The following is a 16100-nucleotide window of genomic DNA, read 5'->3' on the forward strand; positions in this document are numbered from 1 at the left end:
CGCCGGGCGGTCCGGGCCGCGGCCGCCGTCCGGTCCGCCGCCGGTGCCGCCGTCCGGTCCCCCGCCGGTGCCGCCGTCCGAGCCGCCGCCGGGGCCGCCGTCGTGCTGGCGGGCCGCCTCGGGCAGGGTGCGGTCGGTGGAGTGGTCCAGCACCCGCAGCGCGGCCAGCGCCGCCATCGGCACCACCAGTGCGCCGGCGGCGCCGGCCACGTCCAGGGCGTCGCCGCCCAGCAGGCCGCCGATCACCGCGGCGACGGCGGTGCCGGCCATCGCCGCCCGCATCGCCGGGTAGATGCCGAAGAGCCGCATCAGCCCGCCCCACGGCTGGAGCAGGGCGAACCAGACCAGCAGGGCACCGGCCAGGGCCAGCACCGTCAACGGGCTGTTGACCAGGGTGTCGAAGTTGGCCGTGCTGGAGCGGTGCACCGTGAGCCCCCCGGTGCCGTCGCCGACGGCCGCCAGGAACCGGCCGAGGCTGCCCCGCTCGGCGGCGGGTCGGCGCAGGTCGAGCACCGCGAAGCCGATCGTCAGCGCGAGCCCGGCCATGGTGGCCCAGGCCAGCCTGCTGATCGTCAGCCAGCCGCCGGCGCTGATCGCCGCGGCGACGCTCAGCCCGGCGGTCAGCGCGATCGCGCCGATCGGGTCGGCTCCCAGGTAGGGGCTGCCGACGACCAGCACGGCGGCGCCCCCGACGGCCACCATCACCGGCGGCCGCCACGACCGGCGGACCCGCTGGGCCAGCCACCCCGCGCTGAGCAGGGCGCCGGCCAGGAACACCCCGAGCCCGACGGTGCCCAGTCCCGAGTACCGGCCGCCCTCCAGGGCCGAGTAGCCGACCACCCCGTTGAGCTGGAGACGGGCGCCGGTCAGCACGTCCATGCCCACGATCAGCGTGGTCAGGCCGGCCACCGCGCCGAGGGGCCCGAGGGTGTTCGGGTAGCCCGGCGCGAGCCGGACCACGGCGGTCGCGGCGACCAGCAGCAGCACGGTCACCCCGGCGAAGTACGCGCCGGCGTGGTCACCGCGCCACCAGGGCACGACGTCGGCGAGCAGGGCCGCCGGGACGGCGAGGGCCGCCGCGACCAGCAGCAGCTCCATCACCGCCACCACCCGCCGCGACACCGGTTCGGGACCGTGCGGGCCGGCGTGCCGGCGGGCCCGGCGCAACATCGGCAGCACCGCCACGGCCAGGACCACCTGGGCGCCGGCCAGCAGGGCGAAGAACCAGTCCGCCACCCGGCGCTGGGCGGCGGCCTCCCGGTCGGCGTCGGCGGGCTCGGCGATCGCGGCGGCCAGGTCCGCGGGCCGACCGCCGACCGACTCGGCCGACCGGCCGAGGAAGAGCCGCTCCGGCATCGGACGGCCCAGCGCGGTCAACGCGGTCGGTGCCAGGTCGACCAGTTGCAGATAGCCCTCCCGGCCGGTGCTGGCCGAGGTCAACCAGCCGCGCTCCCAGCCCGGCCCGTCGGCGACGGCGACGTGCAGCCGGGACGGCGCGTCGGTGTCCGACACCCCGGCCAGCAGCACCAGCGAGCGCGGCGGCCGGGCGGCGAGCACCCGGGCCAGGCGGGCGTCGGCCTCGCGGGCCGCCGCGGCCCGCGCCGCCGGGTCCTCGCCGGCCACCGTGCCCAGGTCGACGATGCTCAGCACGCAGGAGCCGAGCAGCTCGGCCGGGTCCGGCGGGAGCGCCGGCGCGTACCGGTCGACGCGACCGAACGGCCGGGCGGCGGCCACGGCCGCCCCGGGGCCGATCGCCACGGAACAGCGCACCGACTCCGCCAGGGCGCCGGGGACCGTGCCCCAGGGCAGCCGCTCCTGGTTGTGCAGGACGACGCTCTCCTGGTCGGGCAGGTTCGCGCCGATGCCGTCGGGCTGCTCCACGGTCACCGCCGCGGGCGGGCAACTCCCCGCCTGCCGGCTGCCGTTCCACGCGGCGTAGCTGCCCGCGCCGAGGGTGAGCCAGCCGTCCACGGGACACGTCGGCCGGTGCGCGGAGCGGACCGAGAGCGAACCGATCGAGCCGTCCCGGGCCATCCGCCACAGCGTCGGCGTGTTCTGCGCGTCGACGTCGTCCCAGCGCAGCCCGGCCACCCCGGCCAGCACCACGAAGTCGGCGGAGCGCCCCGGCGCCTCCCGGTCGGGCCGGGCGGTCAGCGCCGTGATGCCGAGCGCCACCACGACCAGGGTCAGCAGGATCGGGGCGATTCTGCGCAGCATCACCGGCGTCCCGTCGACGAGGCGTCGGCGCCGGGGGCGGGCGGCCCGGCGGGGTCCCGGTCCAGCTCGGCGTAGAGCGCCGCGAGTTGGGCGAGGGTGTCCGCCTCGGTGGGCCAGGTCGCGGCCCGCTCGGCACCGCGTCGGGCCAGCTCCGCGCGGCCGGCGTCGTCGTCGAGCAGGGCGCGCACGGCCGCGTCGACCGCGTCCACGTCACCCGGCGGCACCAGCGCCGCGGCGTCGCCGACCAGCTCCGGCAGCCCGCCCACGGCGGTGGCCACCAGCGGTACGCCGGCCCGCATCGCCTCCTGCGCGAAGAGCTGACGGGCCTCCCAGTCGCTGGTCACCAGCGCCAGGTCGGCCCCGGCGAGCAGGTCGGCCACGTCGGTGCGGTGCCCGAGCAGGGTCACCGGGGCCCGGGCGGCGGAGATCCGGGCGGCCAGCGGCAGGTACGCGGGTCCGCTGCCGGCGATCACCACGGCCGGCGGCGGGGTCCGGTCACGCCACCGGGCGGCCGCGTCGACGAGCACGTCGTACCGCTTCTGGGGGTGCAGCCGGCCGACGGAGAGGATCAGCGGCCGGTCCTGGCCGACGCCGAACTCGGCGCGGACGGCGGCCCGGCGGCGGCGCGGCACGGCCAGTGCCGGCGCGGCGACCGGGGCGAGCCGGGCGTCCGTCGCGCCCAGCGCGGCGGCCCGCTCGACCAGGTCGGCTGAGGCGCCGAGCGCCACCCGGGCGCCCCGGGCGACGATCCGCTCGACGAGGCGGGAGACGCCGCCGCGCAACCCGCCCGCGAGCACCGCGTTGTGCCAGGTGACCACGAGCGGGGCGGTCGGCCGGGCGAGTACGGCGACCAGCCCGGCGCGCAGGCCGTGGGCGTGCAGCACGTCGACCGGTTCGGTGGCGAGCGCCCGACGCAGCGCGGTCACCGCGCGGACGTCGCCCGGCGTGGGGTTGGCCGGGATCTCCACCGGCCGGAAACGGGCCCCGACGGCCGTGAAGTCGAACTGCTCCTGCGTCGCGGCGGGACCGCAGACCAGTACGGTGGCGCCCGCGGCGGCCAGGCCCTGGGCGAGCGAGCGGACGTGCTGACCGACGCCGCCGGTGCTGGAGGCGAGCAGCAGGGCCACCGTGCCCCGCCACCCGGGAACCGGTGCCGGGCCGGTCACCGCGACCACCCCCGCTCCCCGGTCGTCGTCGGCCGGTCACCCGTCCTGCACCCGCTCACCGGGACACCGTCTCCTTCCCGTCACCCCGCTCCGGGGGGATGTCGCCCTCGCCGGTTCCTTCGGCGGGGGTCGCCGGCCCGCGCCGGCCCGCCCTGCCCAGCCGCCGGAGCACCCCGGCGAGCAGCGGCGCCACGTCCCGCCGGTCGACCAGCCAGACGACGGCGAGGAACACGACGCCGACCGCGACTCCGGACAGCATGCCCTGCACTAGTGCGCCCGGTGTCGTCGGGGTGCCGTCGGCGGCCGCTTCCAGGCCACGGGCGACGGCCGTCCCGGCGAGCGCGGCCAGGGCGCCGGCGAACAGTCCGGCGGCGCCGGCTCGGGCCGCGCCGGCGAGCGCGGTACGCCCGGCCGCGCGCCGCACGGCGACGAGCAGCAGCCCGCCCAGCAGCACCATTCCGACCGAGTTGGCCAGGGCGACCGCGAGCACCCGGTCCGCCACCGGCAGGAGGACCGCCAGCGGCACCGCCGCCACCGGCACGGCCAGCCAGCCGGCGGTGATCGCAAACGTCGCCGGGCGGGTGTCGCCCCGTGCGTAGAGGGCGCGGGAGAGGACCGCGAAGAGGCCGTAGCCGAGCAGCCCGGGGGCGAACCCGACGATGGCTGCGGCGGTCGAGCCCGGGTCGCCGGGGTAGAAGAACGCGGCGACCGGCGCGGCCGTGCCGACCAGCGCCGCCCCGCCCAGGCAGCTGAACAGCAGCACCCCACGCACGGTCGAGGAGAGCATGCGGCGGTACTCCTCGTCCCGCCCCGCCGCGGCGGCGGTCGCCAGCGTCGGGTACGCCGCCACCGCCAGGGGCACCGCCAGCACCGCCCAGGGCAGCAGGTACATGGTCTGGGCCAGGTTGAACACCTGCGGCGAACCGGTCGGGCCGCCCGAGACGCGCTTGAGCAGCACCAGCAACGCGACCTGCTGCGCGGTGACGGTGACCACCCCGGCCGTCGCCAGCCCGCCCACCCGCGCCCGGGCGTCGGGCGGGAACGCGTACCCGGGGCGTGGCCGCAGGCCCAACCGGCGCAGCGGGACCAGCAGCGACAGCGACAGCACCACCACGCCGAGCGTGGTGCCGGCCGACAGGATCAGCTCGCCCCCGCCGCTCACCTGCGCCACGCTGACGCCCCGTCCCTCCGCCCCGCCGAAGGCGAGATACACCACGATCACGGTGAGGCTGGACAGCAGCGGCGCGATCACCGGCCAGGCGAAGCGGCGGTGCGCCTGGAGCACCCCGGTGAGCACGATGCCGACGCCGTAGAGCGGCAGCTGCGGGGCGAAGACCCGCAGCATCCGCGCACCGGCCGCCAGCTCGGCCTCGGAGCGCCCCTCGCTGAGCAGCGACACGATCGGGCCGGCCGCCACCGCGACCAGGACGGCCAGCGGCACCAGCAGGGTGACCGTCCAGGTGAGCAGGGCCCCGGTGGTGGCGGACACCGCGCGCCGGTCACCGGCCGCGACCGGCCCGGCCAGCAGCGGTACGACCAGGCTCGCCAACGCGCCACCGGCCACGATCTCGAAGATGATGTTCGGCGCGGTGTTGGCGATCACGTACATGCCGCCCAGGTCGCTCTTCTGCACGACCCAGGTGAAGACGGCGGTACGGCCGAAGCCGGCGAGCCGGCTGACGACGGTGAGGACGGCGATGAGCGCGGCCGCTCCGGCGACACGGCCGGCGCCGGCGAGGGGTGCCGGGGTCGTCACGTCAGTCGGTGCGACGGCCCAGCGCGTCGAGCTCGCGCAGCCCCGGGGTGCGCTGGATGACCTGGGTGAAGCTGACCTTCTCGCTGGCCGCGGTGAGGCCGGCGAGCACGGCGAGCAGCCCGGTCCGGCCGACCGGCCCGGTGCGGGCGGCCAGCGCGACGCCGAGCAGCGCGCCGAGCGCGTTCGCGCCGCTGTCGCCGAGCATCACGTCCTCGCCGAGGTCGGCGGGGAGCAGCCCGGCGGCGGCGCCGACGGCACCGGCGGCGATCCCCCCGTGCGGCCCGCCGGCGAGGGGGGCGCCGAGCAGGAGGCCGGACTTCAGTGCCCGGCCCGGGCGCAGGTCGAGCAGGTTGAGCAGGTTCGCGGTGCCGGCGATGACCCCGGCGCCGAGCAGCACGTCGACGCCCCGACCCAGCGGGCCCTGCCGCTGGCGGCGCCGGTGCCCGGCCACCCGGGGGTCCGCGGCGAGCAGCGCGGCGGCGCCGAGGCCGGCGGCCCCCACCCCGACCACCTTGACCAGCCCGGCGGTGACCCGGCCCTCGTGCAGCGCGGCCAGGTGCCCGGCGAAGCCCTTGGCCGCCTTCTGCTCCGGCCGTGCCCCGACCACGTCGTCGTAGAGGCCCACCGCCCCGGCGCCCACGCCGGCGACCAGGGCGGCGGCGCCGGACGGGCCGCTGGAGGCGCCGAACGCGCCCGTCGCGGCGGCGCCCGCCGCGAGCGCGGGGCCGGCGGCGAGCGTGACGGTACGGCCGCGGAAGTTGGTCCGGTCGAGCGCGGGCCCCGCCGGCGAGGTGCGCACCTCGCGCAGCGCGTAGCGGGCGGTCGCGGCGCCCGCGCCGGCGATGAGCAGTCGTCCGAGCAGGCTCATGCCGCCCCCTCCCGCCGCACGTGGAAGAACTCTGATCCGGACACCGGGGTACGTCGTTCGCTCACTGGGGCAGTCTAGGCAGCAGGGTGGCGTTGTCGGCGACGCCGTACTGCCCGGCCTTCTTCTCGGTGACCTGCTGCACCAGCGCGAGGGCGGTGACCAGCTGGCCCTGGACGGTGTTGGCGTTGTCGACGGTGGAGATGGACTCCACCAGCACCGGGTCGCTCCGGACGGCCGCCACCAGGTTGCCGCCGGCCGAGCCGTTGCCGCCGACCACGATCGCCCCGGTCCGGTCGAACTGCTCGGCGACCTTCAGCACGGACTCGTCCTTCTTGGCGGAGTCCTTGTCGACGTACGGCTGCCCACTGACCACGACGGCGGCCTCCGCCGACCCGCTGACCCGGTCCTCCGTGGTCAGGTAGTTGGCGTTGGTGTACGCGGCCAGCACCGCCCGCCGGTCGGCCTCGCTGACCGGGGCCGCGCCGGGCGCCCGGTCGAGCAGGACGCTGGCCAGCAGCGCGCTGGAGGTCTCCACCCCGTGCCCGTTGCCGGGCAGGCCGGAGGTCGGCGCGCTGGTCGGGCGCGCGGCGGTGACGGCCAGCTCCAGCAGGTTGTTGTTGTTGTCCGGCTCGATGAACTTGTCCTGCAGGTCGATGCGGCCGCTGACCTGGGCCCCGGCCAGTCGCAGCATCTTGATCACGCCCTCGGTGTGGTCGCGCCCGGTGGGCAGGCTGACCACCACGACCCGCTTGCCGGTCAGCGTGCCGGGCAGGAGGATCTCCGCCATCTGGGCCGTGAAGTCCTCCTCCAGCTCCAGCTCGCGCTCCATGCTCTGGACCGCCTGGCGCATCTGCTGGTTGTCCTTGCGCAGCGCGTTGACGTTCTCCTTGAGGGAGTCGGCCACCGGGCCGTTCAGGGCGGCGGTGCCGACCACCAGACCGATCGCCAGCGCGAGGAAGACCGCGGTCAGGGACACGACGTGGTACCGGAAGTTGATCACACCTGCAGCCTCTTGATCGGTGGGACGCTAGAAAAGCTGTTCGAGCTGGAACACGAAATTGTTCCACCACTCGGAGACCACGCCCAAATACGCCTTGCCGACGGTGGAGACGGCCACGGCCGACGCCATCGCCGCGATCGCGGAGAGCACCAGCAGCAGCAGCGACGACCCGGAGATGCTCTGCCGGTAGAGCCGGCTCACCCCCTTGGCGTCGACCAGCTTGCCGCCGACCTTGAGCCGGGTGAGGAACGTCGAGGCCATCCCGCCCCGACCCTTGTCGAGAAACTCGACGAGGGTGGCGTGGGTGCCGACGGCGACCAGCAGGGAGGCGCCCTTCTCGTCGGCCAGCAGCATGGCCAGGTCCTCGCTGGTCGCCGCCGCCGGGAAGGTCACCGCCGGGACGCCGAGGCCGTTCACCCGGGCCAGGCCGGGCGCCCGACCGTCCGGGTAGGCGTGCACGATCACCTCGGCGCCGCAGCGCAGCACGTCGTCGGTGACCGAGTCCATGTCGCCGATGATCATGTCCGGCGTGTAGCCGGCCTCGACCAGCGCGTCCGCGCCGCCGTCCACGCCGATCAGCACCGGCTTGAACTCGCGGATGAAGGGACGCAACACGTCCAGGTCGGCCTTGTAGTCATAGCCACGGACCACGATCAGGCAGTGCCGCCCCTGGATCTCGGTCTCGATCTCGGGCACCCCGACGCCGTCGAGGAGCAGGTCGCGCTCCTGGCGGAGGTAGTCCATCGTGTTGGCGGCGAACGCCTCCAACTGGACCGAGAGCCCCTCGCGGGCGTCGGCCATCGCCTTGGCCACCGACTCGGCGTCCTGGAGGCTGCCGTGCGCCACCGGCTCGTCGCCGACGAAGACGGTGTTGCCCTCGATCCGGATCGTGTCGCCCTCGCGGATCCGCTCGAAGACCCCCTCCCCCAGGTCGTCCAGGAGCGGGATGCCGGCGGCGACCAGCACCTGCGGCCCGAGGTTGGGGTAGCGGCCGGAAACCGACGGCTTGGCGTTGAGCACCGCGCCGACACCGACGGCCACGAGCGAGTCGGCCGCGACCCGGTCGAGGTCGACGTGGTCGATGACCGCGATGTCACCGGGGCGGAGCCGGCCGACCAGCCGTTTGGTCCGGCGGTCGAGGCGTGCGGTGCCGAGGACTCTGCCCGGTTCCGCGTTCCGGGTCCGGCGCAACGTGGGTAGACGCATCGTGACCATCCTGGCATGTGAGGCAGGCATTTCTGTCGCGACATGCCTGGGCAGGGCCGCCTACCCAGGGAAGCACACTAACGCGCAGGCCGGTGTGCCTGCGCTCACAATCGTCGTCCTACGGACGCCTTTCCCGCGCCGCGACGGCCAGCAGCTCCTCGGCGTGCGCGATACCCAGGTCGGAATCCGGCAAACCCGCGAGCATCCGGGCGAGTTCCCGGGCGCGTTCGGTGTCCTCCACCACCCGGACGCCGCTCGTGGTGACCGCGCCGCCGGTGTCCTTCGCCACCACCAGGTGCCGGTCGGCGAAGGCGGCGACCTGCGGCAGGTGCGTGACGACCAGCACCTGGTGGCTGCGGGCCAGCCGCGCCAGCCGACGGCCGATCTCCACGGCGGCCTGGCCGCCGACGCCGGCGTCGACCTCGTCGAAGACCAGCGTCGGCGGGCCGCCGGAGCCGGCGAAGACCACCTCGATGGCGAGCATCACCCGGGACAGCTCGCCGCCGGAGGCGCCGCGTTGCAACGGCAGCGAGGGCGCGCCCGGGTGGGCCAGCAGGCGCAGCTCCACCTCGTCGCCGCCGTCCGGGCCGACGCCGACCTCGGTGCCGTTGACCGGGAGGCTCGGCTCGGCGCGGCCGGCCGCGCGGGGCAGCACCGCCACCTGGATCCGGGCGTGCGGCATCGCGAGCCCGGCCAGCTCGACGGTCACCTGCTCCGCGAAACGGGTGGCCGCCTCCCGCCGGGAGGTCGACACCCGACCGGCCAGGTCGGCCACCTCGCCGGCCAGCCGGGCGGCCTCCCGGTCCAGCTCGTCGAGCAGGTCGTCGGAGGTGTCCAGGTCCGCCAGCCGGGTGCGGGCCCGCTCGGCCCAGGCGATCACCCCGTCGACGTCGTCGGCGTACTTGCGGGTCAGCGCGCGCAGCGCCGCGCGCCGCTCGTAGATCACCTGCAACCGGGCCGGATCGGCGTCCAGCGCGGCGAGGTAGGCCGACAGCTCGGCCGAGACGTCCGCGACGAGGGTCGCCGCCTCCTCCAGCCGCCCCGCCAGCTCGCCCAGCGCCGGATCGGTGCCGGACTGCGCCTCCAGCGTGCGCCGGGCGGCACCCAGCAGCGCCGTGGCGTCCGGCGTCTCGTCGGTCGCCTCCACGCCGCCGGCCACGCACTGGTGGGCCACCTGCGCCGCGGTGCGCAGCCCCTCGGCGTGCTCCAGCCGCTGCGCCTCCGCCTTCAGCTCGTCGTCCTCCCCCGGCTGCGGGTCGACCCGGGTGATCTCGTCGAGGCCGAGCCGCAGCAGGTCGGCCTCCTGGTTGCGCTCGCGGGCGTTGCGCCGCCGGTCGGCCAGGTCGTCCACCACCGCGCGCCAGCGGGCGTACGCCTCGCGCAGCGCGTCGAGCAGCTTCTCGTGTTCCGGGCCGGCGAACCGGTCCAGCGCGCCCCGCTGCTCGGCCGGGCGCAGCAGCCGCAGCTGGTCGGACTGGCCGTGCACGGCCACCACCTGCTCACCCACCTCGCCGAGCGTCGACACCGGCATGCTCCGCCCGCCCAGGTGCGCCCGGGAGCGACCCTCCACGGTGACGGTGCGGCTCAGCAGCACCGAGCCGTCCTCGTCGGGCTCGCCACCGGCGTCGATGATCCGCGCGTGCACCGCGGCGGCGACCCGGCCGGCGAGCCGCAGCCGACCCTCGACCATCGCCCGGCCCGGTTGGGCGCGGACCCGCCCGGCGTCGGCGCGCCCCCCGAAGAGCAGGCCGAGGCCCGTGACCACCATGGTCTTGCCCGCACCGGTCTCGCCGGTGATGACGTTCATGCCGCTGGTCAGCGGCAGCGTGGTGTCCTCGATGACGCCCAGTCCGGTGATGCGCAGCTCTTCCAGCACAGCACCCGACAGTAGACGCGGCCCCCGACAGTTGACCAGCCGGCGCGGGCACACCGGTGCGTCCGCCCCCCGACACCGCCGACCGGGCGTGCCCGGTCGACCGCCGCCGCCCCGGGCGCGCGGATCACCGGCGGTTGCCGCGCCACCCCTGCACCGGCAGGTCGAACTTCGCCACCAGCCGGTCGGTGAACGGACGGTCGCGCAGCCGCACGACCCGCACGGGCAGCGCCCCGCGCCGCACGGTGACCCGGGCCCCGGGAGGCAGGTCGTAGACCCGCCGGCCGTCGCAGGACAGCACCGCGAGGGTGGTGAACGGGTCGACGGTGATGGCGAACGTGGACGTGGGCGCGGTGACCAGCGGCCGGCTGAACAGCGCGTGCGCGCTGATCGGCACCAGCAGCAGGGCCTCCACCTCCGGCCAGACCACCGGTCCGCCGCCGGAGAACGCGTACGCCGTCGAGCCGGTGGGCGTCGCGCAGACCACCCCGTCGCAGCCGTAGCGGGACAGCGGACGGCCGTCGACGTCGACGAGGAGCTCCAGCATCTGGGCGCGCTCGCCCTTCTCGACGCTGATCTCGTTGAGCGCCCACGACTCGATGGTCGGGCCGCCGTCGAACTCCGCGGTCACGTCGAGGGTCAGCCGCTCGTCCACCGTGTAGTTGCGCCCGACCACGTCGCGTACGGCGCGGTCCAGGTCGTCGATCTCCGCCTCGGCGAGGAAGCCGACCTTGCCGAGGTTGATGCCGATGAGCGGCACCTTCGCCGGCCGGGCCAGCTCCGCCGCGCGCAGGAAGGTGCCGTCGCCGCCGAGCGCGAAGACGATCTCCGCGCTCTCGGCCGCCTCCAGTCCGGTCACCGGGACCACCCCGGGCAGGTCCAGGTCGTCCGCCTCCTCGGCGACGACCCGCACCTCGAATCCGGCCGCGATGAGGTCGGCCGCGACCGCCCGGGCGTGCTCGGTGCTGCGCCGGCGCCCGGTGTGCGTCACCAGCAGGGCGGTGCGGCTCACCGGACCCGCCGGCCCGTCGTGCCCGCCCGACACCCGTGCCCGCGCGGCACACCCGCGACCGCGGGGCTCGCCAGCTCGCTCACCCGGTCACCTCCTTCGTCGCCGCGTCCGGCGAGTCGCCGGACGGCACCGGGCCGCCCGGCCCGGCCGTCACCACCTCGCGCACCCGCTCCGGGTCGGCCGGCGGTGCGCCCCGGCGTAACCATACGAAGAACTCGACGTTGCCGCTGGGCCCGGGCAACGGGCTGGCGGCCACGTCGGCCAGGCCGAGGTCGAGCCGCGCCGCCGCGGCGGCGACGTCGAGCACGGCCTCCGCCCGCAACAGCGGGTCGCGGACCACCCCGCCGGCGCCGACCCGCTCCTTGCCGACCTCGAACTGCGGCTTCACCATCAGCGCCAGGTCGCCGTCGGGCCTGGTGCAGCCGGCCAGTGCCGGCAGCACGAGCCGCAGCGAGATGAACGACAGGTCGGCCACCGTGAGGTCGACCGGCCCGCCGACAATCTCCGGAGTCAACGTACGGACGTTGGTGCGCTCGAAGACCCGCACCCGGGGATCGTTGCGCAGCGGCCAGGCGAGCTGCCCGTAGCCGACGTCGACCGCGACCACCTCCGCCGCGTCGGCGCGCAGCAGCACGTCGGTGAAGCCGCCGGTGGAGGCGCCCGCGTCGAGGCACCGCCGGCCGGCCACCGCCAGCCCGCCGGAGGCGAACGCGGCCAGCGCGCCGGCCAGCTTGTGCCCGCCCCGGGAGACGTACTCCGAGACGGGGTCCTCCCCGGTGACCAGGAGCGGATCGGCCGGGTCGACCATCGCGGCGGCCTTGCGGGCCGGCACCCCGCGCAGCTGGACCCGGCCGGCCTCCACGAGCGCGGCGGCCTGCTCCCGGGACCGGGCCAGACCTCGGCGGACGAGCTCGGCGTCCAGCCGGTTACGACGTGCCATGCGTGGTTCTTCTCCGGTCGGTCAGGCCTGGTCGATGGTGGCCAGGGTCTCCCGCAGCGTGTCGTACGCCGCCTCGTACTGGGCGATCTGGTCGGCGGGGGCGAGCGTCGCGGCGTTCGCCATCGCCCGCACGGCGGCCTCCACGGCCGGATGCCGGTCGTCGTCGAGGCCCTCTGCGGGCCCCGGCGGCGGGCCAGGGCGGACTCCCGGCGGGGGCCCGGGGCGGGTCCCCGGCGGGGGGCCGGGACGGGCGCCGGGCGGCGGGCCGGGACGCGGGGGGCCCGTCACGGCCGGCTCCCCGGCGGGGCCACGCGGCGGGTCACGCCTCGCCCTCGGGGGAACGCTTGGCGGCCGGTGCCCTCTTCACCGGTCGAGCCGGCTCCGCGCCGCCGTCCTCGGCGGGGACGACGGCGGACGGATCCCGCTTCGCGACGGCCTTCTTCGCCACCGCCTTCTTGGCCACGGCCTTCTTCGCGACGGTCTTCTTCGCGACCGCCTTCGTCGGGGCGGCCGGGCCGGCGACGACGTCCACGGCGGGGGACGCGGAGGTGGGTACGGCCGGCTCGGCGCCGCCCGGGGTCGCCGGCGGCGCGGCACCGCCGGGCGCTGCGGCGGGCACCACCGTCGAGCCGGCGGCACCGGCGGACCCGGACCCGGCGGCGGTCCCCGGGGCGGACCCGGATCCGGCGGCGGGCGCGGCGGCCGGCCCGGGCGCGGCGGCGCCGAGGGTGGCCTTGGCGTCGCGGAGCTGGCGCTCCAGCTCGTGCACCCGCCGGGTCAGCTCGGCGACCTCGTCCGCGGTGGCCAGCCCCACCGCGCCCAGGGCCCGGTCCACCTCGAAGCGCACCAGCTTCGTCAGCGCCTCGCGGTTGGCCGCGCTCGTGGAGACCAGCTCCTCGGCGAGCGACTGGAGCTGGGCCGCGGTCGCCCCACCCGAGCCGACGAGGCGGCGGGCGGCGTCCTGGGCCTTCTTCCGGGGCGCCTCCGTCAGGCCCATGGCCAGCTCGAGGTAGGCGCGCCACGCGTCCTGCATGCCTGATTCCTTCCGCGGGGCGAGGTGTGCAGGTGCCACGCTACCGGGCGCCCCGCGACGCCCCGTGCGGTACGGTGCCGGGGACGGCGTGGCGAGCGGCGAGGGGGCGACAGTGGCCAGCGTGGACGACTGCCGGCAGGCGTTGCGGGATCTGGCCGCGCGGCTGGATCGCAACGCGGAGGCGATGCGGGGACGGCTCGACTTCGACCGGACGCTGGCCTGCCGGATCACCGACCTGGAGACCGCCTTCCACGGCCGGCTCTCCGGCGGCCGCCTGGTGGACCTCACCGACGGCGACGACCCCAAGGCCAAGATCGCCCTGAGTACCAGCAGCGACGACCTGCTCGCGCTCGTCCGCGGCGACCTCGACGTCACCCGCGCCGTCACGTCGCGTCGAGTGTCGATCAAGGCGAACCCGCTCGACCTGATAAAGCTGCGCAAGCTGCTCTGAGGCTCCCCGTCCCGCACGGCGGTCGCCCGGCACGCGGGGGCGGCAGTTCCGATCCCGGTCGACGGGAGCCGCGCCGGTGAGGGGCGGAGTCGAGCACCGGCGACGGCTGTCGCTCGGCCGCCGGTCAGTCAGGCAGGCCGAACCCGGCCAGCGCCTCCGCGGCCCCGGTCGACCCGGGACGCACCCGCGCCGGCCCCGCCGACCACGCGGTCGCGCAGAGCGCCGCCAGGGCGTCCAGCGGGCGGCCCGCCCCGGACAGCTCCAGCGCGTCGCCGCGCGTCGTCACCGACCACCCGCCGGCGTCCGCCGGGCCCGGCACCCGCACCACGGCCCCCGGGTCGAAGAGCCCGGCCAGGTCCATCGAGACGTACGTCGGCCGCCGGGTCGGCGGGGCGGCGAGCAGCTCGGCCGCGTCGCTGACGCCGGTCAGCACGAGCAGGCTGTCCAGGCCGGCCCGCCGGGCCCCCTCGATGTCGGTGTCCAGCCGGTCCCCGACCAGCAGCGTCCGACCCTCCCCGGCACGGCGGGCCGCCGTGGCGAAGAGCGCCGGCTCGGGCTTGCCGACGACCACGTCGGGGTCCCGGCCGAGCGCGGTCCGCAGGGCGGCGACCAGCGCGCCGTTGCCCGGCAGCGGTCCCCGCCCGCTGGGCAGGGTCCGGTCGGTGTTGGTGGCCACCCAGATCGCACCGCCGCGCACGGCCACCGACGCCTCGGCCAGGTCCGCCCAGCCGACCTGCGGCCCGTACCCCTGCACCACGGCGACCGGCGCCTCGTCGGCCCGGGACACCGGGGTCAGCCCCGCCGCGCGGACCTCCGCCCGCAGGGCCTCGGCGCCGACGACCAGCACGGGGGAGCCGGCCGGGAGCCGCTCGCGGAGCACCTCGGCCGCGGCCGCCGCCGAGGTGAGCACCTCCTCCGGACGGGCGGGCACGCCCATCCCGGTGAGCAGGTCGGCCACCTCCCCGGAGCGGCGCGAGGCGTTGTTGGTCGCGTACGCCACCGCCCGCCCCTCGGCGTGCAGCCGGCCAACCGCCTCGACCGCGCCGGGGATCGGCCGGTCGATCAGGTAGATAACGCCGTCCAGGTCGAAGACGACCAGGGCGTACCCGTCGACCAGCCGCTCCCCGGCGCCCGTCGTCATCGCCGCGCGGAGCCCGGCTCGCCGCCGGCCTCGGGTTCGTCGGTGTCGGCGGCACCGGTGCCGTCAACGGTCGACCCGGCCGCGACGCCGCGCGCCTCGTCGCCGGTCAACTCGTCGTCGGCGAGGTCGTCCGTCGGCACCCCGTCCGCTGACGCGACCTCGCCCGACCCCTCGTCCCCGGCTCCGGCCTCGTCCGACCTCGCCGCGTCCGTCTCCTGCGGCCGCTCGTCGGTGTCGTCGTGGGTCGGTTCCGCGTCGGTGTCGTCGCCGGTCGGCTCCGCGTCGCCGTCACCGTCGCCCTCGTCGTCGGTCGGCTCCGCGTCGCCGTCCAGGTCGGCGTCCGGTCGTGCCGGCACCGCGCCCGGGGCGCCGGGACCCGAGGCGATCGCCTCGGCGGACTCCTCGTCCTCCTCGTCGCCCTCGATCATCACGCCGTCGAGCTCCAGCAGGCGCTCGGCGGCGTCGGTCTCGCCTTCCGTGTCGACGTCCGCCGCCCGGGAGAACCACTCGCGGGCCTCGTCGCGCCGGCCCACCGCGAGCAGCGCGTCGGCGTACGCGTAGCGCAGCCGGGCCGTCCACGGCTCGGAGACGTCGCTGGTCAGCTCGGGAACCTGGAGCATCGCCACCGCGGCGTCCTTCTGGCCCAGGTCGCCTCGCGCCCCCGCCGCCACGATGAGCAGCTCGGTCGACACGGCCTGGTCCAGCTTCTCGCGGTCGGCGCCCCGGAACAGGTCGATCGCCCGCTCCGGACGGCCCAGTGCCCGCTCGCAGTCCGCGAGCACCGCCAGGTGACTCTGCAACCCCGTCATCCGGTGGTACGTACGCAGCTCCGCGATCGCGGTCTGCCACTCCCCCGCGTGGTACGCGGCCAGGCCGACCGCCTCGCGGACGGCGGCGATGCGCGACGCCAGCCGACGGGCCGTCAGCGCGTGCGCCAGCGCCTCGGCCGGGTCCTCGTCGATCAGCTGGCCAGTCGCCACCAGGTGCCGGGCGACCGTCTCCGCGACCGGCTTCGCCAGCGAGAGCAGCTCGGCCCGGACGTCCTTGTCGAGGTCGGTCGCGACGATCTCGTCGGGCAGCGCCGGGGCGGCGCTACGCTCCCCCTCCCTCTCGGGACGCTCCCGCCGTTCCCCGCCCCGGTGGTCGCCGCCGTCACGGCGGTCGCCGTGGCGCTCCCCGCCACGGAAACCGCCCTCGCGGTCACCAGCGCGGTAGCCACCCTCGCGGTCACCACCGCGGAAGCCGCCCGGACGCTCGCCGCCCTCTCGGCGGTCGCCGCCACGGAAACCACCCTCACGCGGCGGACCAGAACGGAAACCACCCTCGCGGTCACCGCCCCGGTAGCCGCCGGGACGGTCGCCGCCCTCACGGCGGTCGCCGCCACGGAAACCACCCTCACGCGGCGGACCAGAACGGAAACCACCCTCGCGGTCACCG

General features: G+C 76.6%; 14 protein-coding genes. 1 reads left to right on the forward strand and 13 read right to left on the reverse strand.

The genetic code is table 11. From position 1 onward, the window contains the following. The 11 genes from V6V16_RS26835 to V6V16_RS26885 form a co-directional block, all read right to left on the reverse strand. The coding region (locus V6V16_RS26835; RefSeq protein ID WP_334566540.1) for a hypothetical protein at positions 1-2217 on the reverse strand (2217 nt) is incomplete at its 3' end. Next, the gene (locus tag V6V16_RS26840; protein ID WP_334566566.1) at positions 2217-3383 is read right to left on the reverse strand and encodes a glycosyltransferase family 4 protein; all 1167 of its coding nucleotides are present in this window, start codon (positions 3381-3383) and stop codon (positions 2217-2219) included. The genes V6V16_RS26835 and V6V16_RS26840, both read right to left, overlap by 1 nt. Positions 3384-3438: 55 nt before the next feature. Then, entirely contained in the window at positions 3439-5139 is a 1701-nt protein-coding gene (gene murJ, locus V6V16_RS26845; protein ID WP_334566542.1) for a murein biosynthesis integral membrane protein MurJ, read from the reverse strand. A 1-nt stretch (position 5140) separates the two neighbouring features. Beyond that, positions 5141-6007: a hypothetical protein gene (locus tag V6V16_RS26850; protein WP_334566545.1), complete on the reverse strand. Its 867-nt coding sequence runs from the start codon at positions 6005-6007 to the stop codon at positions 5141-5143. 61 nt (positions 6008-6068) lie between these two features. Then, entirely contained in the window at positions 6069-7007 is a 939-nt protein-coding gene (locus V6V16_RS26855) for a copper transporter (RefSeq protein ID WP_334566547.1), read from the reverse strand. A 27-nt stretch (positions 7008-7034) separates the two neighbouring features. Further along, positions 7035-8213, reverse strand: a complete 1179-nt coding sequence (steA, locus tag V6V16_RS26860) for a putative cytokinetic ring protein SteA (RefSeq protein ID WP_334566549.1) — start codon at positions 8211-8213, stop codon at positions 7035-7037. 118 nt (positions 8214-8331) lie between these two features. After that, positions 8332-10089, reverse strand: coding sequence for a DNA repair protein RecN (recN, locus tag V6V16_RS26865; RefSeq protein WP_334566551.1), 1758 nt, complete (start codon positions 10087-10089; stop codon positions 8332-8334). 124 nt (positions 10090-10213) lie between these two features. Then, a complete protein-coding gene (locus V6V16_RS26870; RefSeq protein ID WP_334566554.1) occupies positions 10214-11098 on the reverse strand; it encodes an NAD kinase in 885 nt (294 codons plus the stop codon). Positions 11099-11177: 79 nt separating this feature from the next. Further along, positions 11178-12038: a TlyA family RNA methyltransferase gene (locus V6V16_RS26875; protein ID WP_334566557.1), complete on the reverse strand. Its 861-nt coding sequence runs from the start codon at positions 12036-12038 to the stop codon at positions 11178-11180. 21 nt (positions 12039-12059) lie between these two features. Beyond that, complete coding sequence (locus tag V6V16_RS26880) at positions 12060-12326, reverse strand: hypothetical protein (protein WP_334566559.1); 267 nt, start codon at positions 12324-12326, stop codon at positions 12060-12062. 31 nt (positions 12327-12357) lie between these two features. Beyond that, positions 12358-13071, reverse strand: a complete 714-nt coding sequence (locus tag V6V16_RS26885; RefSeq protein ID WP_334566560.1) for a phasin family protein — start codon at positions 13069-13071, stop codon at positions 12358-12360. Positions 13072-13183: 112 nt separating this feature from the next. Between V6V16_RS26885 and V6V16_RS26890 the strand changes: the two genes are divergently transcribed. Further along, on the forward strand, positions 13184-13522 hold the full coding sequence (locus V6V16_RS26890; protein WP_334566562.1) for an SCP2 sterol-binding domain-containing protein: 339 nt from the start codon (positions 13184-13186) through the stop codon (positions 13520-13522). Positions 13523-13646: 124 nt separating this feature from the next. Here V6V16_RS26890 and V6V16_RS26895 read toward each other — a convergent pair whose 3' ends face one another. Together V6V16_RS26895 and V6V16_RS26900 are read right to left on the reverse strand one after the other, a co-directional pair. After that, positions 13647-14663 carry an HAD-IIA family hydrolase gene (locus tag V6V16_RS26895; RefSeq protein WP_334566565.1) on the reverse strand — a complete coding sequence of 339 codons (1017 nt, stop codon included), beginning with the start codon at positions 14661-14663 and terminating at the stop codon, positions 13647-13649. Beyond that, positions 14660-15691 (reverse strand): tetratricopeptide repeat protein, encoded by a 1032-nt coding sequence (locus tag V6V16_RS26900; protein WP_442934163.1) that lies wholly within the window; start codon positions 15689-15691, stop codon positions 14660-14662. Before V6V16_RS26900 ends, V6V16_RS26895 begins: the two co-directional genes overlap by 4 nt. Between the last annotated feature and the right edge of the window lie 409 nt (positions 15692-16100).

It is taken from the genome of Micromonospora sp. CPCC 205561, assembly GCF_036906775.1.
Classification (GTDB): Bacteria; Actinomycetota; Actinomycetes; order Mycobacteriales; family Micromonosporaceae; genus Micromonospora.